The 20,319-nt window shown below is 62.9% G+C and carries 18 protein-coding genes; 6 read left to right on the forward strand and 12 right to left on the reverse strand.

The window, feature by feature from the left end; translation table 11 throughout:
* Positions 1 to 51 precede the first annotated feature (51 nt).
* Complete coding sequence (locus FJ527_RS16835) at positions 52 to 1,263, forward strand: NADP-dependent isocitrate dehydrogenase (protein WP_140823626.1); 1,212 nt, start codon at positions 52 to 54, stop codon at positions 1,261 to 1,263.
* Positions 1,264 to 1,278: 15 nt separating this feature from the next.
* On the forward strand, positions 1,279 to 1,914 hold the full coding sequence (locus FJ527_RS16840) for a glutathione S-transferase family protein (protein WP_140823627.1): 636 nt from the start codon (positions 1,279 to 1,281) through the stop codon (positions 1,912 to 1,914).
* 228 nt (positions 1,915 to 2,142) lie between these two features.
* On the opposite strand, the gene alaS is transcribed toward FJ527_RS16840, so the two are convergent.
* Positions 2,143 to 4,809 (reverse strand): alanine--tRNA ligase, encoded by a 2,667-nt coding sequence (alaS, locus tag FJ527_RS16845; protein WP_140823628.1) that lies wholly within the window; start codon positions 4,807 to 4,809, stop codon positions 2,143 to 2,145.
* A gap of 271 nt (positions 4,810 to 5,080) precedes the next feature.
* Positions 5,081 to 6,181: a recombinase RecA gene (gene recA, locus FJ527_RS16850; protein ID WP_140787554.1), complete on the reverse strand. Its 1,101-nt coding sequence runs from the start codon at positions 6,179 to 6,181 to the stop codon at positions 5,081 to 5,083.
* A 281-nt stretch (positions 6,182 to 6,462) separates the two neighbouring features.
* On the opposite strand from recA, the gene FJ527_RS16855 reads away from it, so the two are divergent.
* Together FJ527_RS16855 and FJ527_RS16860 are read left to right on the forward strand one after the other, a co-directional pair.
* A complete protein-coding gene (locus tag FJ527_RS16855; protein ID WP_015318160.1) occupies positions 6,463 to 7,407 on the forward strand; it encodes a carbohydrate kinase family protein in 945 nt (314 codons plus the stop codon).
* A 77-nt stretch (positions 7,408 to 7,484) separates the two neighbouring features.
* Positions 7,485 to 8,402, forward strand: a complete 918-nt coding sequence (locus tag FJ527_RS16860; protein WP_140823629.1) for a pseudouridine-5'-phosphate glycosidase — start codon at positions 7,485 to 7,487, stop codon at positions 8,400 to 8,402.
* Positions 8,403 to 8,587: 185 nt separating this feature from the next.
* Here FJ527_RS16860 and FJ527_RS16865 read toward each other — a convergent pair whose 3' ends face one another.
* Positions 8,588 to 8,911: a TfoX/Sxy family protein gene (locus FJ527_RS16865; protein WP_015318162.1), complete on the reverse strand. Its 324-nt coding sequence runs from the start codon at positions 8,909 to 8,911 to the stop codon at positions 8,588 to 8,590.
* 90 nt (positions 8,912 to 9,001) lie between these two features.
* Between FJ527_RS16865 and FJ527_RS16870 the strand changes: the two genes are divergently transcribed.
* Positions 9,002 to 9,499, forward strand: coding sequence for a GFA family protein (locus FJ527_RS16870; protein ID WP_140823630.1), 498 nt, complete (start codon positions 9,002 to 9,004; stop codon positions 9,497 to 9,499).
* A gap of 33 nt (positions 9,500 to 9,532) precedes the next feature.
* On the opposite strand, the gene sufA is transcribed toward FJ527_RS16870, so the two are convergent.
* From sufA to FJ527_RS16905, 7 genes are all read right to left on the reverse strand, one after another.
* Positions 9,533 to 9,913: a Fe-S cluster assembly scaffold SufA gene (sufA, locus tag FJ527_RS16875; protein ID WP_013532156.1), complete on the reverse strand. Its 381-nt coding sequence runs from the start codon at positions 9,911 to 9,913 to the stop codon at positions 9,533 to 9,535.
* A gap of 102 nt (positions 9,914 to 10,015) precedes the next feature.
* Positions 10,016 to 10,408 carry an SUF system Fe-S cluster assembly protein gene (locus FJ527_RS16880; RefSeq protein ID WP_023773197.1) on the reverse strand — a complete coding sequence of 131 codons (393 nt, stop codon included), beginning with the start codon at positions 10,406 to 10,408 and terminating at the stop codon, positions 10,016 to 10,018.
* Positions 10,409 to 10,429: 21 nt separating this feature from the next.
* Complete coding sequence (locus tag FJ527_RS16885; protein WP_140617006.1) at positions 10,430 to 11,674, reverse strand: cysteine desulfurase; 1,245 nt, start codon at positions 11,672 to 11,674, stop codon at positions 10,430 to 10,432.
* A 5-nt stretch (positions 11,675 to 11,679) separates the two neighbouring features.
* Entirely contained in the window at positions 11,680 to 12,948 is a 1,269-nt protein-coding gene (sufD, locus tag FJ527_RS16890; RefSeq protein ID WP_140717472.1) for a Fe-S cluster assembly protein SufD, read from the reverse strand.
* Positions 12,949 to 12,988: 40 nt separating this feature from the next.
* Positions 12,989 to 13,744: a Fe-S cluster assembly ATPase SufC gene (gene sufC / locus FJ527_RS16895; protein WP_015318168.1), complete on the reverse strand. Its 756-nt coding sequence runs from the start codon at positions 13,742 to 13,744 to the stop codon at positions 12,989 to 12,991.
* 31 nt (positions 13,745 to 13,775) lie between these two features.
* Positions 13,776 to 15,293 carry a Fe-S cluster assembly protein SufB gene (sufB, locus tag FJ527_RS16900; protein WP_015318169.1) on the reverse strand — a complete coding sequence of 506 codons (1,518 nt, stop codon included), beginning with the start codon at positions 15,291 to 15,293 and terminating at the stop codon, positions 13,776 to 13,778.
* Between the two features lie 219 nt (positions 15,294 to 15,512).
* The gene (locus FJ527_RS16905) at positions 15,513 to 16,673 is read right to left on the reverse strand and encodes a cysteine desulfurase family protein (RefSeq protein WP_140717474.1); all 1,161 of its coding nucleotides are present in this window, start codon (positions 16,671 to 16,673) and stop codon (positions 15,513 to 15,515) included.
* A gap of 254 nt (positions 16,674 to 16,927) precedes the next feature.
* On the opposite strand from FJ527_RS16905, the gene FJ527_RS16910 reads away from it, so the two are divergent.
* Positions 16,928 to 17,602, forward strand: a complete 675-nt coding sequence (locus FJ527_RS16910; protein ID WP_015318172.1) for an alpha/beta hydrolase — start codon at positions 16,928 to 16,930, stop codon at positions 17,600 to 17,602.
* A 93-nt stretch (positions 17,603 to 17,695) separates the two neighbouring features.
* Here FJ527_RS16910 and FJ527_RS16915 read toward each other — a convergent pair whose 3' ends face one another.
* Both FJ527_RS16915 and FJ527_RS16920 read right to left on the reverse strand, forming a co-directional pair.
* On the reverse strand, positions 17,696 to 18,517 hold the full coding sequence (locus FJ527_RS16915) for a phosphatase PAP2 family protein (protein WP_140717476.1): 822 nt from the start codon (positions 18,515 to 18,517) through the stop codon (positions 17,696 to 17,698).
* Between the two features lie 31 nt (positions 18,518 to 18,548).
* Positions 18,549 to 20,192 (reverse strand): glycosyltransferase family 39 protein, encoded by a 1,644-nt coding sequence (locus tag FJ527_RS16920; protein WP_140717478.1) that lies wholly within the window; start codon positions 20,190 to 20,192, stop codon positions 18,549 to 18,551.
* Positions 20,193 to 20,319: the final 127 nt, after the last annotated feature.

Genomic DNA, 20,319 nt, shown 5'->3' on the forward strand with positions numbered 1-20,319 from the left:
GACGCCACGCGGGCAAGGCCGTCCCATTCCCAGCAACGAGGCATTCTTTCCATGGCGAAGATCAAGGTGGCGAACCCGGTCGTCGAACTCGACGGCGACGAGATGACCCGCATCATCTGGCAGTTCATCAAGGACAAGCTGATCCACCCTTATCTCGACCTCGAGCTCGAATATTACGACCTGGGCATCGAGCATCGCGACGCCACCAACGACCAGGTGACCATCGATTCGGCCAACGCCATCAAGAAATACGGTGTCGGCGTGAAATGCGCGACCATCACCCCCGACGAGCAGCGCGTCGAGGAATTCAAGCTGAAGAAGATGTGGAAATCGCCGAACGGCACCATCCGCAACATTTTGGGCGGCACCATCTTTCGCGAGCCGATCATCATGAAGAACGTGCCGCGCCTGGTGCCCGGCTGGACCAAGCCGATCATCGTCGGCCGCCACGCCTTCGGCGACCAGTATCGCGCCACCGATTTCCGCTTTCCCGGCAAGGGCAAGCTGACGATCAAGTTCGTCGGCGAGGACGGCCAGGTCATCGAGCACGACGTGTTCGACGCGCCCGGCGCCGGTGTCGCTATGGCCATGTACAATCTCGACGAGTCCATCCGCGAATTCGCCCGGGCGTCGCTGAACTATGGCCTGCTGCGCAACTATCCGGTCTACCTGTCGACCAAGAACACCATTCTCAAGGCCTATGACGGCCGCTTCAAGGATATTTTCCAGGAAGTCTACGAGGCTGAATTCGAGACCGAGTTCAAGTCGAAGAAGCTCTGGTACGAGCACCGCCTGATCGACGACATGGTGGCGTCGAGCCTGAAATGGTCGGGCGGCTATGTCTGGGCCTGCAAGAACTATGACGGCGACGTCCAGTCCGACACGGTGGCGCAAGGGTTCGGTTCGCTCGGCCTGATGACCTCGGTGCTGATGACGCCGGATGGCAAGACCGTCGAAGCGGAAGCCGCGCACGGCACCGTCACCCGCCACTATCGCCAGCATCAGAAGGGCGAGGAAACCTCGACCAATTCGATCGCGTCGATCTTCGCCTGGACGCGAGGCCTCGCGCACCGCGCCAAGCTCGACGACAACGCCGAACTGAAGCGTTTTTCCGAGACGCTGGAAAAGGTCTGCATCCAGACTGTCGAGAGCGGCTTCATGACCAAGGACCTGTCGCTCTTGATCGGCCCCGACCAGCCCTGGCTCTCGACCACCGGCTTCCTCGACAAGATCGACGAGAATTTGCAGAAGGCGATGGCGTAACCGCCTCGCGGACAAATGGGCAAGCCGGTCGTCTACGGCGCGGATTACAGCGTCTATGTACGCATCGTCCGGCTTGCGCTCGAGGAGAAAGGCATCGTCTACGATCTCGTGCCGGTCGACATCTTTGCAGAAGGTGGCGCGCCGGCATGGTACGGCAAACACCATCCCTTCGGCCGCATCCCGGCCTTCGAGCATGAGGGGTTCCGCCTGTTCGAGGCGAGTGCGATCGCGCGCTATATCGACGACGCTTTCGACGGTCCACCCTTGCAGCCGAAGGATCCGCGCGCCCGCGCAAGGATGAACCAGATCATCGGCATGCTCGACGCCTACGCCTACCGTGCGATGGTCTGGGATGTCGCGGTCGAGCGTCTGGAGAAGGAAGTGCCCGACGAGAGCTTGATCGCGGATGGCCTGCGGCAGGCAGAGACGGTGCTGAAGGTATTGACCTCGCTGAAGCAAGATGGACCCTGGCTGCTCGGCGACCAGCTGACCCTGGCCGATCTGCACGCGGCGCCGATCATCGCCTACTTCGTCAAAGTGCCAGAAGGGCGCAACTTGCTGACGCAGTTTGCAGGCATCTGGGATTTGTATTTGCGAATGGCTGGCCGCCCGAGCTTCGTGCGTACCGAAAAAGCGTATAACTTGAGGTGAGGTTCCTCGACGTCGCGCCGCCCCTGCCCTGGCGGGCATTTCTCCCCGTGAACGGGGAGAAAGAGGCTGCTCGCGTTGCCGGCGCTCTTCTGCAACGAGGGCGATTGGCGAAGGGCGCGACGAAAGCAAGCGCCCTTCTCCCCGTTCTACGGGGAGAAAATGGCGGCAGCCAGATGAGGGGCAGCGCTGCCCCAAGAGAAGGGATCCCGCCTGGCCCACGCATGGTAGCTACGCTGCCTCGAGCGCCGCCCTCACTGCCGCGATCGCATCATCGGCCCTCGACGCATCCGGGCCGCCGGCCTGCGCCATGTCGGGGCGGCCGCCGCCGCCCTGCCCGCCCAATGCGGCGGAGGCCACGCGAACAAGGTCGACAGCGCTGAAACGGCCGACGAGATCATCGGTGACAGCGACCACGACGCTCGCCTTGTTGTCTTCTCCGGCGCCAACGAACACGACGACGCCAGAACCCAACGAAGTCTTGCCGGCATCGGCCAGCGGCTTCAGGTCCTTTGGCGAGACACCTGACACCGCCTTGCCGAGAAAGCCGACGCCAGCGACGATCTCGTTGGCGGCAGGAGCATCAGCAGGCGACCCACCGCCCAGCGCCAGTTTCTTGCGCGCTTCGGCCAGGTCCTTTTCGAGCTTCTTGCGCTCTTCGAGCAGCGCTTCGACGCGCGCTGGCACATCTGCGGGCGAAATCTTAAGCGTCGCCGCCGTGGTCTTCAGGCGTCGGTCCTGCTCATCGAGATGCCTGCGCGCGGCCTCGCCGGTCAATGCCTCGATGCGGCGCACGCCGGCGGCGACAGCACCATCCGAGACGATGCGCACCAGGCCGATATCGCCGGTCGCCCTGACATGCGTGCCGCCGCAGAGCTCGACCGAATAGGGCCGGTTGGCCTTGGCGCCATGCAAGCCGGTGCCCATCGACACGACGCGCACCTCATCGCCATATTTCTCGCCGAACAGCGCCATCGCGCCCTCGGCAATGGCGTCGTCGACCGACATCAGGCGCGTGGTCACCGGGCCGTTCTGCACGACGATCTCGTTGGCCATGCGCTCGACCTCTTCGAGCTCCTGCGCGGAGATCGGCTTGTTGTGCGAGATGTCGAAGCGCAGACGCTCGGGTGCGACCAGCGAACCCTTCTGCGCGACATGGGTGCCCAGCACCTCGCGCAACGCCTCGTGGATCAGGTGCGTCGCCGAGTGGTTGGCGCGCAGCCGGGAGCGCCTGGCATGATCGACCTTAAGTTCGACCGCGGCACCCGGACTGACCGTGCCGGCGACCACCTTGCCGAGATGCACGAAGAGGCCATCGGCCTTCTTCTGCGTGTCGGAAATCTCGATCGAGAAGCCCTCGCCCGAGATTATGCCGGTGTCACCCATCTGGCCGCCGGACTCGCCGTAGAACGGCGTCTGGTTGACGACCACGGCGACCGCATCGCCCTTGCCGGCGCTGTCGACGGTCTTGCCGTCCTTGACCAGCGCCTCGATGAGGCCTTCCGCCTGCTCGGTTTCGTAGCCGAGGAATTCGGTGGCGCCGGTCTTTTCACGCACGGAGAACCAAACCGTCTCGGTGGCGGCCTCGCCGGACCCGGCCCAGTGCTTGCGCGCCTCCGCCTTCTGCTGCTCCATCGCATTGGTGAAGCCGGCAAGGTCGACCGAGATGCTGCGCTGCCGCAGCGCGTCCTGCGTCAGGTCGAGCGGGAAGCCATAGGTGTCGTAGAGCTTGAATGCCGTTTCGCCATCGAGCATGTCGCCGGCGCCGAGCTTCTCCGTCGCCTCGGACAGCAGCCCGAGGCCGCGCACCAGCGTCTTGCGGAAACGGGTCTCCTCGAGTTTCAGGGTCTCGGCGATCATCGTTTCGCCGCGTGCCAGTTCGGGATAGGCCTGGCCCATCTCGCGCACCAGCGCCGGCACCAGCTTCCACATCAGCGGCTCGTTCGCCCCCAGCAACTGCGCATGGCGCATGGCGCGGCGCATGATGCGGCGCAGCACATAGCCGCGGCCTTCGTTCGACGGCAGCACGCCGTCGGCGACCAGGAAGGAGGACGAGCGCAGATGATCGGCAATGACGCGATAGGACGCAACCGTTTCGGCGTCGGGCGCGCGCCCAAGTGCCGAGGACGCCGCATCGATCAGATGACGGAACAGGTCGGTCTCGAAGACGCTCTCCACCCCTTGCAGGATGGACGCCATGCGCTCCAGGCCCATGCCGGTGTCGATCGACGGGCGCGGCAGGTCGACGCGCTCCTCTTTCGTCACCTGCTCATACTGCATGAACACCAGGTTCCAGAATTCGAGGAAGCGATCGCCGTCTTCCTCGGGACTGCCGGGAGGTCCACCCCAGATGTGCTCGCCACGATCGATGAAGATTTCCGAGCATGGTCCGCAAGGACCGGTGTCGCCCATCGCCCAGAAATTGTCCGAGGTCGGGATGCGGATGATGCGATCGTCGGAGAAACCGGCGATCTTCTTCCAGAAGCCAGCCGCCTCGTCGTCTGTGTGATAGACAGTGACCAGCAGCTTGTCCTTCTTCAGCCCGAACTCCCTGATGATGAGGTTCCAGGCAAGCTCGATGGCGCGCTCCTTGAAATAGTCACCGAAGGAGAAATTGCCGAGCATCTCGAAAAAGGTCAGGTGGCGCGCGGTATAGCCGACATTGTCGAGATCGTTGTGCTTGCCGCCGGCGCGGACGCTTTTCTGGGCTGTGGTGGCGCGCGAATAGGGCCGCTTCTCCAAACCGGTGAAGACATTCTTGAACTGCACCATGCCGGCATTGGTGAACATCAATGTCGGATCGTTGCGCGGCACGAGCGGGCTCGAGGCCACGACCTCGTGGCCTTCCTTGCGGAAATAGTCGAGAAAGGTCGACCGGATCTCGTTGACGCCACTCATGGATACTGCCTTTTCAAGAGAGCCGCCGGCCGGACCGGCGGGAGATGGCTCTATATTTTCTAGAAGATGGAGCTGGCCTTTTAGCCGTAGCTCTTGACCCTGTCCAGAAACACGGAATTGGGCCAATTCGCGCTTTGCACCGGCACTTGCGGGGCCGCCCAAACGAAAACCGCCGGCGCGAAGGCCGGCGGTTTGGAACGCGGTACTACAGAACTCTGTTACTTAAGCATTGACTAATAGTCTGGATTTATGGCCAAATTCTGACCGTTGCCTACATCGCGCCGGCTTCGTCCTCAAAACCGTCTTCGCCATTGCCCTCGGAGCCACCATTTTCGAGGAACTTTTCGGCGATCAATCCGGCATTCTGCCTGAGCGCTAGCTCGATCTCGCGCGCGGTATCGGGATTGTCGCGCAGGAACAGTTTCGCATTCTCGCGGCCCTGGCCGAGACGCTGCGAATTATAGGAGAACCAGGCGCCCGATTTCTCGACCACGCCGGCCTTGACGCCGAGGTCGACCAGTTCGCCGGTCTTGGAGACGCCCTCGCCATACATGATGTCGAACTCGACCACCTTGAAGGGCGGCGCCAACTTGTTCTTGACCACCTTGACGCGGGTTTGGTTGCCGACGACCTCGTCACGATCCTTGACCGAGCCGATACGGCGGATGTCGAGGCGAACCGAAGCGTAGAATTTCAGCGCGTTGCCGCCGGTCGTGGTTTCGGGCGAACCGAACATGACGCCGATCTTCATGCGGATCTGGTTGATGAAGATGACCATGGTGTTGGAGCGCGAGATCGACGCGGTCAGCTTGCGCAGCGCCTGGCTCATCAGGCGGGCCTGCAGACCCGGCAGCGAATCGCCCATCTCGCCCTCGATCTCTGCACGCGGCGTCAGCGCCGCCACCGAATCGACCACCAGCACGTCGATGGCGCCGGAACGCACCAGCGTGTCGCAAATCTCCAGCGCCTGCTCGCCGGTGTCGGGCTGCGAGATCAGCAGGTTCTCAAGATCGACGCCGAGCTTGCGGGCGTAGACCGGATCGAGCGCGTGCTCGGCATCGACGAAGGCGCAGATGCCGCCCTTCTTCTGGGCTTCAGCCACGGTGTGCAGGGCCAGGGTCGTCTTGCCGGAGCTTTCCGGCCCGTAAATCTCGATGATACGGCCGCGCGGCAAGCCACCGACGCCGAGCGCGATGTCGAGGCCGAGCGAGCCGGTCGGCACCGTTTCGATCTCGACGACCTGCTCGTTGGCGCCGAGCCGCATGATCGAGCCCTTGCCGAAAGCCCGCTCGATTTGCGACAGCGCCGCATCCAGAGCCTTTGATTTGTCCACTGCCTTATCCTCTACCAGCCGCAAAGAATTCTGAGCCATGATACATCACCCCTTGGTCGTCAATGAAGGCCGGACAATCCGTGATCCCTGCCATTTTGTACCTTTTTTGTTCTCATTTGGCAAGGGGTGACAACCAACTGAAAAACAAAGGATATCGCGGTTTGTTCTTTTTTTGTCTCGCAAACCCTGGCACGAACGGGCTCCGCATTGGGCCAGACGGCTCGATCGTATCGCCCGACCGAATCGCCGACCAGCATGCGAAGCTCTGTCGCGCACTCTAGCGCTTGTGCGGCCGCAACAACAAAGGTCATATCGCCACCATGGTGGAATCCCCGAAGATCCTGGCCGTGGGCGGCGCCCATATCGACCGGCGTGGCCAGGTGTACGGTCCCTATGTGCCGGCAGCCTCCAATCCCGGCACGATGCGCGAGGATGTCGGCGGGGGCGTCTTCAATGCGTTGCGCAGCATGGTGCGGCGCGGCGTGTCGGCCTCCCTGGTGTCGATGCGGGGCGGCGATGCGTCGGCCGATACGGTTTCACGGGCCATCGCCGAGGCAGGCATCGCCGATCTTTCGGCGGTGTTCCTCGACCGTACCACGCCGAGCTACACGGCATTGATCGATCGCGAGGGCGAATTGATCGTCGGCTTTGCCGACATGGCACTGTACGACCTGGCTTTTCCCAAGCAGATCAGGCGTTCCAAGATACGCCAGGAGGTGGCCGCCGCCGATGCCATCCTGTGCGACGCCAATCTGCCGTCGGCCGCCCTGGAGCGGCTGCTGTCGCTCGCCGCCGGTAAACCGGTTTTCGCCATCGCGATTTCGCCGGCGAAGGTAACGCGGCTGATACCGGTTCTCGGCGGGCTGGCCCAGCTCTTCATGAACCGGCGAGAGGCCGTCGTGCTGGCCGGTGTCAATGCAGCGGCCGCCGAGCGGGAAATGGTCGACGGGTTGCGGTGCAGCGGCCTTGCCAGCGGCGTGGTCACGGCCGGCAGCGGCCCTGTGCTGGGTTTCGATGAGACAGGCGCCTTTTCGATCCTGCCGCCTGCCCCCAGAAAAGTCGCCGATGTCACCGGCGCCGGCGACGCGCTGGCAGGTGCGACGGTCGCAGCACTGCTGCGGGGCCAGCCGCTGCGCCACGCCGTGCGCGAGGGCGTCGCCGCGGCAACGCTGGCCATCGAAAGCGCCGACGCGGTGCCCGAATTCACCGCGGCGAGCTTCGCGGAAGCGCTGGCCCTTGTGCCGGATGCCAGGGAAGTGGCATGAGACCCGGCAAGTTCATAACGCGCGGTGAAGCTACGCTTTCCTGATGGATGCGCCGCACTCCGGATTGGAGATCAGAGATGACGCCAGAGACCGCCCGCCCCTTCATCGATATCCACGCACCGGTGGCGCAGGCCCTGGCCGCCGGGCGCCCGGTGGTGGCGCTCGAAAGCACCATCATCACCCATGGCATGCCCTATCCCGACAATGGCGCCATGGCGGCCAACGTCGAAAAGATCATCGCTGACGGCGGCGCCGTGCCGGCAACCATCGCGGTGGTCAACGGCCGCATCAAGATCGGGCTTTCGGACGGCGAACGCGAATCGCTGGCGATGACCGGTGACGCCATGAAGCTGTCGCGCGCCGATCTCGCCTTCGCCGTCGCGCAGGGCCGCACCGGTGGCACCACGGTCGCCGCCACCATGATCGCGGCTGACATGGTCGGGATAAAGGTGTTCGCCACCGGCGGCATTGGCGGCGTGCACAAGGGGGCGGAAAAGAGCTTCGACATCTCGGCCGACCTCGATGAATTGGCGCGTACACCGGTGATCGTCGTCTCGGCCGGCGCCAAGGCGATCCTCGACATCGAAAAGACGCTGGAAGTGCTGGAGACGCGCGGCGTGCCCGTGGTCGGCCATGGCTGCGAGACGATGCCGGCCTTCTGGTCGCGGCAGTCACCGTTCCGAGCGCCCTTGACCTTGCACGGAGCGGAAGATATCGCGCATTTCTACCGGACACGCCTGGCTCTGGGCTTGGGCGGCGGCATGCTGATTGCCAATCCCGTGCCGGAATCCCACGAAATCCCCGCTGAAGAAATGGCGGGCTACATCGAAGCCGCGCAAAAGGCGGCCGAAGCCCTCAACGTCACCGGCAAGGCCGTGACGCCGTTCCTGCTGGGAAAAATCCTCGAACTCACCGGCGGCCGCAGCCTGAAGACCAACATCGCGCTGGTCGAGAACAATGCAAGGCTGGCGGCTGAGATCGCCAAGGCGCTGTAGGGACTGCCAAGAAAGTCCCCCTCACCCGGATTACCAAGACCGAATTGCAAAGAGCAATTTGGGGCAATCCGACCTCTCCCCGAGGGGAGAGGAACTTGCGGCCTCAACGCAAACCTCTTCTCCCCCCCGGGGAGAAGGCGGCCGCGAAGCGGCCGGATGAGGGGTGGCCTCGCGCTGGCGGGAGCCTACTTCCCCGCCCGCCGCCCAGCTTCGTAGGCGCGTCGCGCCCACACCGTCATTTCGTCGGGATCGTCGAAAGCGCTGTCGGGAATGCTCCAATAGGGCATGGCGACAAGCTTGCCGTGGCGAGAGCCGGTGTAGGTCCATTGCCGGCAGCCCGCGGCTTCGAACTCCGATGCGCTCTGCGCGTCGGCTTTCAGCAGCAATTCGCCGCGCAGCACGATGGCGACGATGACGCCATCGAAATAGATGCCTTTGCCGCCGAATAGCTTTCGGATGCTGACTGGACCGAGGCCCTCGAACAGTTCTGCGATGCGCTCATTGTCCATGCCGCGATCATGTCACCGGCATTTGGCCTTGTCATCGCCGCAACCAAAATCATGCTGACAGGTTGTGGCTATCCTGTCGGAGTTTTTGCCATGCCTGTGCTGCTCAAGGGGTCCTGTCGCTGCAACGCCGTGCGTTTCGAGGTGGAAAGCCACACGCCCGTGCCGTTCATGCTGTGCTACTGCTCGATCTGCCGTAAGCAGCAGGGCGGCGGCGGTTTCGCCATCAATCTCGGCGCCGCCTACGAGACGCTGAACATCAGGGGCAAGAGCAATCTCGGCGTCTATCGCGCCGAGATCGAGGATGACGAGCATCCCCACTGCGAGATATCGACCGGGGAGCGCAATTTTTGCCGCAAATGCGGGTCGGCGCTCTGGCTCTACGACCCAACCTGGCCGGAGCTGGTGCATCCCTTCGCCTCGGCGATCGACAGCGACCTGCCGAAACCACCCGAAAAAGTGCATCTGATGCTGAAATACAAGGCGAACTGGGTCGAGCCTAAGATCGGCAAAGGCGACAAGACGTTCGACGTCTATCCCCAGGAATCGATCGCGGACTGGCACAAGCGGACGGGTATGTGGGTGGAGTAGCTTTCTTCGCCCCGTCTACGGGGCGAAGAAAGATCAGGCTGAAGCGCGTGCCTCGGCCAGCGCCTTGAGATCGGCCGGCTTCAGTTCGACCGATTCGCCACAGCCGCAGGCCGAACTCTGGTTCGGGTTGTGGAAGGTGAAACCGGTGCGCAGCGTCGTCTGCTCGAAATCCATCTCGGTGCCGAACAGAAACAGGGCGGCTTCCGGCGCGACATAGACATGCGCGCCGTCGCGCTCGATATGGTCGTCCTTTGTGTTGGGCTCGGTCACCAGATCGACCGTGTATTCCATGCCGGCGCAGCCGCCCTTCTTGATGCCAAGGCGGATGCCATGCGCGTTGTCGCGCGTGGCGACGATCTCACGCACCCGGTCGGCGGCCTTTTCGGTCATCGTGATGACGGCAAAGCGTCCCATGCTTTTTCCTTCTCCATTCCATGCAGGTTCAAGGCCTGCCGAATGATTCCTCACCTAAAATGGTGAAGTTTTACCACTGGCGCAAGTGTGCCAGGTGCGGCGCTAGTACCAGCCCACCGCCACCTGCGCCTCTTCAGACATGCGGTCGGGCGTCCAGGGTGGGTCGAAGGTCATGTTGACTTCAACGCCGGAGACGCCCTCGACGGCACCGACGGCATTTTCCACCCAGCCGGGCATTTCGCCGGCCACCGGGCAGCCAGGCGCGGTCAGCGTCATGTCGATCTTGACCGAGCGGTCGTCCTCGACGTCGATCTTGTAGACGAGGCCAAGCTCGTAGATGTCGGCCGGGATTTCCGGGTCGTAGACCGTCTTCAACGCCGAGACGATGTCGTCGGTCAGCCGCGCCAGTTCATCGGCGGGAATGGCCGAGGCGGAAACGACGCTGTTGCCGGCGGCTTCCGGCGTAGCTTCGGTGGTGGTGCTCACATCATCCATGGTCGTCACCCGAAAAAATCGTCATCCGAAGAATTTGCGCGCTTTTTCAAGCGCCTCGGCCAAAGCGTCGACTTCTGCCCTGGTATTATACATGCCGAACGATGCCCTGCATGTGGAGGTTACGCCAAAGCGTTTCAACAGCGGCTGGGCGCAATGGGTGCCGGCACGGACCGCCACGCCTTGCCTGTCTATCACCATCGACACGTCATGGGCATGAATGCCTTGCAGCTCGAAGGAGATGATGGCGCCCTTGCCGGGCGCATCGCCGAAGATGCGCAGCGAGTTGATGGCGCGCAGGCGCTCGTGGGCGTAGGTCTTCAAGTCTTCCTCATGCGCGGCGATGCGCTCACGACCGACAGAGTCCATATAGTCGAGCGCGGCGCCCAGTCCGATCGCCTGGACGATCGGCGGCGTGCCGGCCTCGAAGCGATGCGGCGGCTCGTTGTAGGTGACGATGTCTTCCGTCACCTCCTCGATCATCTCGCCGCCGCCCATGAAGGGCCGCATGCCGGCGAGACTATCCTTCTTGCCGTAGAGCACGCCGATGCCCGAGGGGCCGTAGACCTTGTGGCCGGTGAAGACGAAGAAATCGCAGTCGAGATCCTGCACGTCGATCGGCATGTGCACCGCGCTCTGGCTGCCGTCGACGAGCACGGGAATTCCACGCGAATGCGCGATGCGCACGATCTCCTTGATCGGTGTCACCGTGCCCAGCGCGTTCGACATTTGCGTGATGGCCACGAGTTTAGTGCGATCGGTCAGCCGCTTTTCGAATTCCTCGATGTGGAAGACGCCGAGATCGTCGACCGGCACCCAGACCAGCTTGGCGCCCTGCCGCTCGCGGATGAAGTGCCAGGGCACGATGTTGGAGTGGTGCTCCATGATCGACAGCACGATCTCGTCGCCCTCGCCGATATTGGGCATGCCATAGCCATAGGCGACGGTGTTGATCGCCGAGGTGGTGTTGGAGGTGAAGACGATGTTGTCGGTGCTTGGCGCATTGAGAAAGCGGCGCACCGTTTCCCGCGCCTTTTCGTAAGCGTCGGTTGCCGCATTGGAAAGGAAATGCAGGCCGCGATGGACGTTGGCGTATTCCTGGCTGTAGGCGTGCTGGATCGTGTCCAGCACCACCCGCGGCTTCTGCGCCGAGGCGCCATTGTCGAGATAGACCAGCGGCTTGCCGTAGACTTCGCGCGACAGGATCGGGAAGTCGCGGCGGATCGCCTCGACGTCGTAGAAATCTCCAATCTTGCCCGGTGCGTTCATCAGCTTCACCCGTGCGTCACAAACCACTCGTCGAGCTTCGCTTCCAGCGCCTCGACAATCGTCTCGTCGTCCAGTTCCTCGATCACCTCGGCGACGAAGGCTTTGACCAGCAGACCGCGTGCGCTCTTTTCGTCGACGCCGCGCGCCATCAGGTAGAACAGATGGTCGTGGTCGATCTCGGTCACCGTCGCGCCGTGGCCGCAGACGACGTCATCGGCGAAGATTTCGAGCTCCGGCTTGGTCGAGAACTCGCCATCGTCGGACAGCAACAGCGTGTTGCAGGCCATCTTGGCGTTGGTCTTCTGCGCATATTGATGGACGTTGATGCGGCCCTGGAAGACGCCACGCGCCTTGCCCGTCACCACGTTGCGGACGATCTCCGTCGAGGTCGTGTGCGGCACGGCGTGGTCGAGCACCATGGTCACGTCGGTGTGGGTGTCGCCGGCGAGCAGGTTGATGCCGCGCAATTGGAAGTCGGCGCCCTCACCTGTCGTCTTGACCATGATCTCCTGGCGCACAAGCTTGCCGCCGGCGTTCATGACGAACAGCGTCAGTTTCGCGTTCTTGCCGATATGGGCTTTTAACTGTGCCAGATGCGTCGCCGTCTCCGGCTGCTCCTGCACGATCAGCCACGTTACCTCAGCACCTTCGCCGAGCACGAGTTGGCTGACCGAACTGGTCAGCGCCGCGCCCTCGCCCGCCTGACGCTCGACGATGACGGCCTTGGCGCCGGTGCCGACGCGAACGGCCAAGCGCACATGGGTCTGGCCGCCGGCCTGCAAATTCTGCAGCTCGATCGGCTTTTCCAGTTCGGCGCCATCGGCGATGTCGACAAAGTAGCCGTCGGCAACGAAAGCCGTGTTCAGCGCACCGATGGCATCGTCATTGCCATAGGGATCGAGCCCCGGCGCGATGCTGCCGTCGGTCAGTTTTTCCGACAGGCGCTGGACGCTGACGCCCTCGACAACCGGCGCCTTGGCACTCGATACGCCGTTCAACAGGCTCAGAACCGTCGAACCGTCGACGATTGGCGCGATGGCTTTCGCCGCGGCGGCCGGGTCGAACTCCGGCACCGCGTTCAAAAGGCGGCGCAGGTCGGTATAATGCCAGGATTCGATACGTCGCGTCGGCAAGCCGTGCTTGATCGCTTCGATGGCATCGTCGCGCTTCAGCATCACCGCCCCGTCGCCCGGCAACAGCGACAGCCGGTCGCCGAACGCGTCGATCAACGCTGTCTCGGCCGGTGTGCGCTGCGGTTGTGTGTGCATATTCATCAGCTTTGCCCCGTCTTTTGGCACAAAATGACCTGGCATCTCACGCGGCTTCGCCGATCACGCCGGCATAGCCATTGGCTTCGAGGTCGAGCGCCAGGGACTTGTCGCCCGACTTGATGACCTGGCCCTTGTAGAGCACGTGCACGCTGTCGGGCACGATGTGCTCGAGCAGGCGCTGATAGTGGGTGATGACCAGGAAGGCCCGGTCCGGCGCCCGCAGCGCGTTGACGCCGTCGGAGACGATCTTCAGCGCATCGATGTCGAGGCCGGAATCGGTCTCGTCGAGCACGCAGAGTTTCGGCTCCAGAAGCTTCATCTGCAGGATCTCGGCACGCTTCTTCTCGCCGCCGGAGAAGCCGACATTGAGCGGCCGCTTCAGCATCGCCATGTCCATGCTGAGCGAGGCGGCGGCTTCCTTCACGCGCTTGAGGAATTCCGGGATTTTCAGCGGCTCCTCGCCACGCGCCTTGCGCTGCTCGTTCATGGCCACCTTGAGAAATTCCATGGTCGCGACGCCCGGTATCTCCATCGGATACTGGAAAGCGAGGAAAATTCCTGACGTAGCGCGCTCGGCCGGATCCATTTCGAGGATCGACTGGCCGTTGTAGAGGATGTCGCCTTCGGTCACCTCATAGTCCTCGCGGCCGGCAAGGATGTAGGACAGGGTCGACTTGCCAGAGCCATTCGGGCCCATGATCGCGGCGACCTCACCGGCTTTCACCGTCAGGTTCAGGCCGCGGATGATCTCGGTGCCGTCATCGACGATGCGGGCGTGCAGGTTCTTGATCTCAAGCATTCTTTGTTTCCTGAATATTTATCTGGGCTGGTCAGCCCACCGAGCCTTCCAGCGAGATGCCGATCAGCTTCTGCGCCTCGACGGCGAACTCCATCGGCAGTTGCTGGATGACGTCCTTGACGAAGCCGTTGACAATCAGCGCGATGGCTTCCTCCTCGGGAATGCCGCGCTGCATGACATAGAATTTCTGGTCCTCGGAAATCTTCGACGTGGTCGCCTCATGCTCGAACTGCGCCGTGGAGTTCTTGGCTTCCATATAAGGCACGGTGTGCGCGCCGCACTGGTCGCCGATCAGCAGGCTGTCGCAGTTGGTGAAGTTGCGGGCATTGGTCGCCTTGCGGTGCGCCGAGACCTGGCCGCGATAGGTGTTCTGCGAGAAGCCGGCGGCGATGCCCTTGGAGATGATGCGGCTCGACGTGTTCTTGCCGAGATGGATCATCTTGGTGCCGCTGTCGACCTGCTGATAGCCGTTCGACACGGCGATCGAATAGAATTCGCCCGAGGAATCGTCGCCGCGCAGGATACAGCTCGGATACTTCCAGGTGATTGCCGAGCCGGTCTCGACCTGGGTCCACGAAATCTTCGAACGGTCGCCACGGCAGTCGCCGCGCTTGGTGACGAAGTTGTAGATGCCGCCCTTGCCCTCGGCGTCGCCGGGGTACCAGTTCTGCACGGTCGAATATTTGATCTCGGCATCGTCGAGCGCGACCAGTTCGACCACCGCGGCGTGAAGCTGGTTCTCGTCGCGTTGCGGCGCCGTGCAGCCCTCGAGATAGGAGACGTAGGCCCCCTCCTCGGCGATGATCAGCGTGCGCTCGAACTGTCCGGTGTTCTTCTCGTTCATGCGGAAATAGGTCGACAGCTCCATCGGGCAGCGCACCCCCTTCGGCACGAAGACGAAGGACCCGTCCGTGAATACGGCCGAATTTAGTGTGGCGTAGTAATTGTCGGAGGTCGGCACGACCGAGCCGAGATATTTCTTCACCAGTTCGGGATGCTCGCGGATAGCTTCCGAGATCGAGCAGAAGATGACTCCGGCCTGCGCCAGTTCCTTTTTGAAGGTGGTGACGACGGACACGGAATCGAACACGGCGTCGACGGCGACGCGGCCCGACTTGTAGACGTTGTCGCTGGCTTCCTCGAACTCCGAGGCGTCGGTCTTCTGGACGCCTGCGAGGATCTCCTGCTCCTTCAACGGAATGCCGAGTTTCTCGTAGACTTTCAAGATCTCAGGATCGACGTCGCTGAGCGAAGTCGGTCCGGGCGTGCTCTTGGGCGCCGCGTAATAGTAGATGTCCTGGAAGTCGATCTTGGGGTAGTTGACGCGCGCCCAGGTCGGCTCTTCCAGCGTCAGCCAGCGCCGATAGGCTTCGAGGCGCCATTCCAGCATCCAGGACGGTTCGTCCTTCTTGGCCGAGATGAAACGGATAATGTCTTCGCTCAGGCCCTTGGGAGCCTTGTCGACGGCGATCTCGGTCTGGAATCCGTATTTGTATTGGTCGACGTCGATCTTTCGGACCCGATCGATCGTGTCCTGCACAGCAGGCATAAGCGTTCTCCATCCACGCCGGGGTCAAGGCCCGACAGTTTTCAAACTATGGCACCGCCAAATAGACACCCGAGCAGCATCCGCGGCAGCGTAAGTTCAATATAGTGCGCCTCGACCGGAAATTCACCCGGCCAGCATGAAACGCACGGCTCTACCAGGCCGAAAGGCCCAAATCCGTTTTTCTCAAGCATCGGATTTTCCGGTCCGATGCTCCAACCGCTAGGCGGCCTTCTCTCTACCCGCCCGACGCGCGGCAATGCTTGCCAGCGCGGTGCGGAACAGTTCGATGTCCTCGGCGGCGGTCGCGGCACCGACCGAGACGCGCAGGGCGCCAAGGCTGTCGCCGTGCCCCATGGCTTTCAGCACATGGCTCGGCCCGACCTTGCCCGACGAGCAGGCGGATCCGGCGGAAAGCGCCACGCCTGCCAGATCGAAGGCGATCTGGGCGGTTTCGGCTTTCACGCCGGGAATAGCGAAGAATGTCGTGTTGGCAAGCCTTGGCGCGCCCGTTCCGAAGATTTCCACGTCCGGCACCAGCGTCTTCAGGATGGCTTCGGCCTCATCGCGACGCTGCCGCACGGCACCGACGGCCTTCAGTCCGGCCAGGGCTTCTCGTGCAGCGGCGCCAAACCCGGCAATGCCAGGCAGGTTCTCGGTGCCGCCACGGTGGCCTTTTTCCTGGCCGCCGCCATTGATCAGCGGCGTCGGCATCATCAGGTCGGCCGCGGCGACGATGGCACCGGCGCCCTTGGGGCCGCCGATCTTGTGTGAGGACAGAATTGCATAGTCGGCGTATCCAGCCGCCATGTCGATCGAGACGCGGCCAGCGGCCTGCACGGCATCGACGACAAGAATGCCGCCCTCCGCCTTGACAATTTTGGCAATGCGATCGATCGGCTGGATGACGCCGGTTTCGTTGTTGGCGGCATGGATCGCCACCAGCGGCAGACCGTCGGCCTTGTCGTGGCCGGCGAGCGCCGCGGTCAAGGCGTCGAGGTTGACGATGCCATCGGCGTCGACACCGATCCGCGTTACCTGGCTTGCCGGGAAACGTCCGCCATTCAGCAGGCACGGATGGTCGGCCTCGCACACGTAGAGCCGGCTCATGCGAATGGCGCCGCGCCCCATCCGCCAGTCCGGCGTCAGAAGCGCCGAGGCGGCCTCGGTCGCACCCGAAGTGAAGACGACATGTTCGGCCTTGCCGTTGACCAGTGCCGCCACGTCGCGCCTGGCATTGTCGACGAGCCTGCGCGCGGCGCGCCCCTCGGCATGGACCGAAGAAGGGTTGGCCGCATCAAACGCCGCGACCATGGCCTCGCGCGCCGCTGAAAGCAGCGGCGCACTGGCATTATAGTCGAGATAGGCGCGTCTCGCGGCCATTTTTGTCCAGTTCTTCCCGTCAGAAGCCATTCCGCCGACGTATGGCGTTATTTCCTTGAAATTCCAACGCAAGCCGTCCTATTTACGCGGCTTGCGGCGAGGGCGACCGGGCGATTGCGTTTCGGCCACCCAGTTTTGAACAATTCTAAACTAGCTTCTATGAAGACGCTCGCCCTGCGTCAAGGTCTGTGGAAGCGGGGCCAGAGGAACAGTTTTCCGGGCACCGCGCACTTGTATGTCACGTGGAGTATTTCATGCCTGAGGTCATTTTCACCGGTCCGGCCGGCCGCCTGGAGGGACGCTACCAGCCCTCGCGGGAAAAGAGCGCGCCAATTGCCATCGTGTTGCATCCGCACCCGCAGTTCGGCGGCACGATGAACAACAAGATCGTCTACGACCTCTTTTACATGTTCCAGAAGCGTGATTTCACCACGCTGCGCTTCAATTTTCGCGGCATCGGCCGCAGCCAGGGCGAGTTCGACCATGGCACCGGCGAGTTGTCGGACGCGGCGGCGGCACTCGACTGGGTGCAGTCGCTGCATCCGGATTCCAAGAGCTGCTGGGTCGCCGGCTATTCCTTCGGTTCGTGGATCGGCATGCAGCTGCTGATGCGCCGGCCCGAGATCGAGGGCTTCATCTCGATCGCGCCGCAGCCCAACACGTATGATTTTTCCTTCCTGGCGCCCTGCCCGTCTTCGGGCCTGATCATTCATGGCGACGCCGACAAGGTGGCGCCGCCGAAGGATGTGCAAGGCCTGGTCGACAAGCTGCATACGCAGAAGGGCATCACCATCACGCAGAAGACCCTGCCCGGCGCCAACCACTTTTTCGCCAACGACGCCGATCTCTTGATCGAGGAATGCTCCGATTATCTCGATCGACGGCTGGCGGGAGAATTGTCCGATCCGAGGCCAAAGCGGCTGCGTTAAGACATCAGGCCAGGCGTGTTCGCGGGGCTATGGGCGGGCGGGCAATGTCCGCTCCTCGACACATCGCTTGCTACGATGCGGTCCGGCAGCGACTTATTTTTCCGGGGCAACAAGCCGGAACGATGATTTGCGGACCGGCAATCCTGAAGCTGCCGGCCGGAAGATGAAACCGAGCCTGGCAAAGACCAGTCCGCACGCCAGCGCGAAGGCACAGCCGAGGCCGAAGCCGGCGACGGTGTCGCTTGGATAGTGCGCGCCGACGAATATCCGGGTCGAGGCGATGCAGCCCGTCACCACAAGGGCGATATACCAACGCCGCGGAAACAAAAGCAGCAGGATACCGAAGACGGCGCCCATCGTCGTGGCGTGGCCGGACGGAAAGCCGGCAAAGCGCGCATCGAAGGCAAACGGGTGCAGTGCAAGGACGCCAAAATCCTGGAAGTAGAGCGGGCGCGCCCTGCCAATGGCATATTTCAGGACATTGACGGTCAGGCCCGACAAGCCAACGGCGCTCAGCACCAGAAAAGCGAGACAAGTCCAACTGTAGACCAGCATCAGCGCGCGCCGCGAAAGGCTTCGCCAATCCGTCAGATTGGCCGCGACAAGCAGAAGCGCGGACGGGATGAGATACCAGCCGCCCAGTCCGAACTGCGTGAAGAATTCGGCAAGCCTAGCGGCACCCGCCGACCATTGGCCATGGGCTACCCCCGCCGGCCTATCGAGACGAACAAAGGCGGCTGCCGTCAGAAAGACCCAGACCAGTCCCCACGCCCACCATGAGATGTTTGGATAGCGAGCGGGCCGAACGGCGAGGCGCCGCCTTGCGATCCGCAGGGTGTCACGAAAATTGCCGAGGGACCGGCGTCCTATCCCGAGGGGAAAGCTGGTAACTGGTGGGCGTGATTTCACGAGCATTGGAAACTGGACTCTGTCATCGACCCAGCCGTCATTGGGCCACACGATAAAGGCCGAGCGACAGTTTGTCTCCCGACGAATAGTTGAAGCCATCGATTTCAGCGACGCGGTTCACCGATCTGCCTCGCACCGACAGCATGCCATTCAACTTCTGCTCATCCCCGATCGGGGCCAGCCCCAAGGCACAGGCAGGATCGGCGAGCAGGTGCTCCGCCACGCCTCCGACATCGGTGAGCACCGTTTTCGTGCCGACCAGAAACACCAGGCTCGGCTCCTGATACCGCGCCGAGGCCAGCACCGCTGTGTCGCATGCCTGGTTGGCAAGCACGGCTTGCCTGATCGCCGGGCTCAGCCACATCGGCTTCAGCGACGGCGCGATGACCCCGAACAGCAAGGCATAGGTGATGCCCGCGCAGGCGGCGGTGGCTCCAATGCGAGGCAGCGGCACCTGCAACTGCCTGGAGAATGCGAGATAACCGGCGCCCAGCGCTGACGCTGCCGCAGGAATGCTCCACCAGGAGAAACTGTGCGTAAGGTAGATCGGTGCCCCGATACAAACCGCGGCCAGCCCGAGGCTGACCACCACCAGACCGAACGCGGTCGACCACCACAACCACTGCTGCCAGCGCTTGAGCGGCGCATTGGCATCCTGCGGCGACAACGTCAGCAGCCAGCCGATCAGCAGCGCCATGCCGGGATAGGCCGGCAGGACGTAATGCGGCAGTTTGGTCGGGATGAGTTCGAACACCAGCCAGAACGGAATGTACCATGCCAGGCAAAAGCGCAGCCTGAAATCGTCGCGCACACGATTGAGGGCCTGCAGGCCGGCGCCGACCGCGATCAGGCCGAACGGCCACATGAACAGGGAATAGGTCAGCATGTAGAAGCCGGGCGGCAGGCCGTGCGATTCCTCTCCCGAGGCGACCTTGTTCAGCATATCCTTGCCGACGGCTTCCTGAAAAAAGGCGCCGCCGCTCTTCCAGCCGATAAAAGCGACCCAGGGCAGCACGATGAGCAAAACGAGCGCGACGCCGCGCACCAGCTTCAGCTTCAAAAGCCAGCGCCAGTCGCGTTCGAAAGCAAACAGCGCGGCCGCCGTCAGCAGTGACAGAAGCGGGGCCACGGGCCCCTTGATGAGGATCCCGACGCCTTGCGCGAACCAGAATATCCACGGCAGATGGCCGGCCACCGGCTCGTTGCGGCGCGACGCCAGGTAGACTTGCGCCAGCGCGCCCTGCGCGGCCACGCAACAGGCCAAAAGCATGGCGTCGGTTTTGGCGTCGCGTCCCTCGAACGCGGTTGCGAAGATCGCCGCCATCATCAGGCCGGCGGCAAGGCCGGCATTGGCGCCGAACAATTTTGTGCCCGTCCAGCCGATGCCCAGGACAGCGAGCGCGATTCCGAGCATCGAGACAAGGCGGTACACCCAGATCGGTGCGGCCGCGCCCTCGCCGCTCAATGCGACGGCAGCCGATTGCAGCCAGTAGATGCCGATCGGCTTCTTGTAGCGCGAGACATCCTGGAAGCGGATGTCGATATAGTCGCCGGTTTCGACCATCTGCTTGGTCGCCTGGACAAAGCGGGACTCGTCGCGGTCGATCGGCGGAAGGCTCGCCAAGCCGCTGAAACTCATGACCAAGCTGAACAGAAAGAGGAAGAGGTAGTTTCTGTTCATCGCGGGAGCTTTCCGGATCTGATCTGCGGGACGACCCCGTCGCGGCGTGCGGGCGCTGCCCTTGCGCGGCGCCTCATTACGCCAGCGGCATGGATGAGGCAAGGATTCGCAAATGCCATCCGCGCCG

It is taken from the genome of Mesorhizobium sp. B2-4-18 (assembly GCF_006441385.1).
GTDB lineage: Bacteria > Pseudomonadota > Alphaproteobacteria > Rhizobiales > Rhizobiaceae > Mesorhizobium > Mesorhizobium australicum.

What these genes read in the sequence shown, in the direction of transcription:
- FJ527_RS16835 (WP_140823626.1), top strand. Translation starts at nt 52, where the DNA reads ATGGCGAAGATCAAGGTGGCGAACCCGGTCGTCGAACTCGACGGCGAC.
- FJ527_RS16840 (WP_140823627.1), top strand. Translation starts at nt 1,279, where the DNA reads ATGGGCAAGCCGGTCGTCTACGGCGCGGATTACAGCGTCTATGTACGC.
- alaS (WP_140823628.1), bottom strand. Translation starts at nt 4,809, where the DNA reads ATGAGTGGCGTCAACGAGATCCGGTCGACCTTTCTCGACTATTTCCGC.
- recA (WP_140787554.1), bottom strand. Translation starts at nt 6,181, where the DNA reads ATGGCTCAGAATTCTTTGCGGCTGGTAGAGGATAAGGCAGTGGACAAA.
- FJ527_RS16855 (WP_015318160.1), top strand. Translation starts at nt 6,463, where the DNA reads ATGGTGGAATCCCCGAAGATCCTGGCCGTGGGCGGCGCCCATATCGAC.
- FJ527_RS16860 (WP_140823629.1), top strand. Translation starts at nt 7,485, where the DNA reads ATGACGCCAGAGACCGCCCGCCCCTTCATCGATATCCACGCACCGGTG.
- FJ527_RS16865 (WP_015318162.1), bottom strand. Translation starts at nt 8,911, where the DNA reads ATGGACAATGAGCGCATCGCAGAACTGTTCGAGGGCCTCGGTCCAGTC.
- FJ527_RS16870 (WP_140823630.1), top strand. Translation starts at nt 9,002, where the DNA reads ATGCCTGTGCTGCTCAAGGGGTCCTGTCGCTGCAACGCCGTGCGTTTC.
- sufA (WP_013532156.1), bottom strand. Translation starts at nt 9,913, where the DNA reads ATGGGACGCTTTGCCGTCATCACGATGACCGAAAAGGCCGCCGACCGG.
- FJ527_RS16880 (WP_023773197.1), bottom strand. Translation starts at nt 10,408, where the DNA reads ATGGATGATGTGAGCACCACCACCGAAGCTACGCCGGAAGCCGCCGGC.
- FJ527_RS16885 (WP_140617006.1), bottom strand. Translation starts at nt 11,674, where the DNA reads ATGAACGCACCGGGCAAGATTGGAGATTTCTACGACGTCGAGGCGATC.
- sufD (WP_140717472.1), bottom strand. Translation starts at nt 12,948, where the DNA reads ATGAATATGCACACACAACCGCAGCGCACACCGGCCGAGACAGCGTTG.
- sufC (WP_015318168.1), bottom strand. Translation starts at nt 13,744, where the DNA reads ATGCTTGAGATCAAGAACCTGCACGCCCGCATCGTCGATGACGGCACC.
- sufB (WP_015318169.1), bottom strand. Translation starts at nt 15,293, where the DNA reads ATGCCTGCTGTGCAGGACACGATCGATCGGGTCCGAAAGATCGACGTC.
- FJ527_RS16905 (WP_140717474.1), bottom strand. Translation starts at nt 16,673, where the DNA reads ATGGCCGCGAGACGCGCCTATCTCGACTATAATGCCAGTGCGCCGCTG.
- FJ527_RS16910 (WP_015318172.1), top strand. Translation starts at nt 16,928, where the DNA reads ATGCCTGAGGTCATTTTCACCGGTCCGGCCGGCCGCCTGGAGGGACGC.
- FJ527_RS16915 (WP_140717476.1), bottom strand. Translation starts at nt 18,517, where the DNA reads ATGCTCGTGAAATCACGCCCACCAGTTACCAGCTTTCCCCTCGGGATA.
- FJ527_RS16920 (WP_140717478.1), bottom strand. Translation starts at nt 20,192, where the DNA reads ATGAACAGAAACTACCTCTTCCTCTTTCTGTTCAGCTTGGTCATGAGT.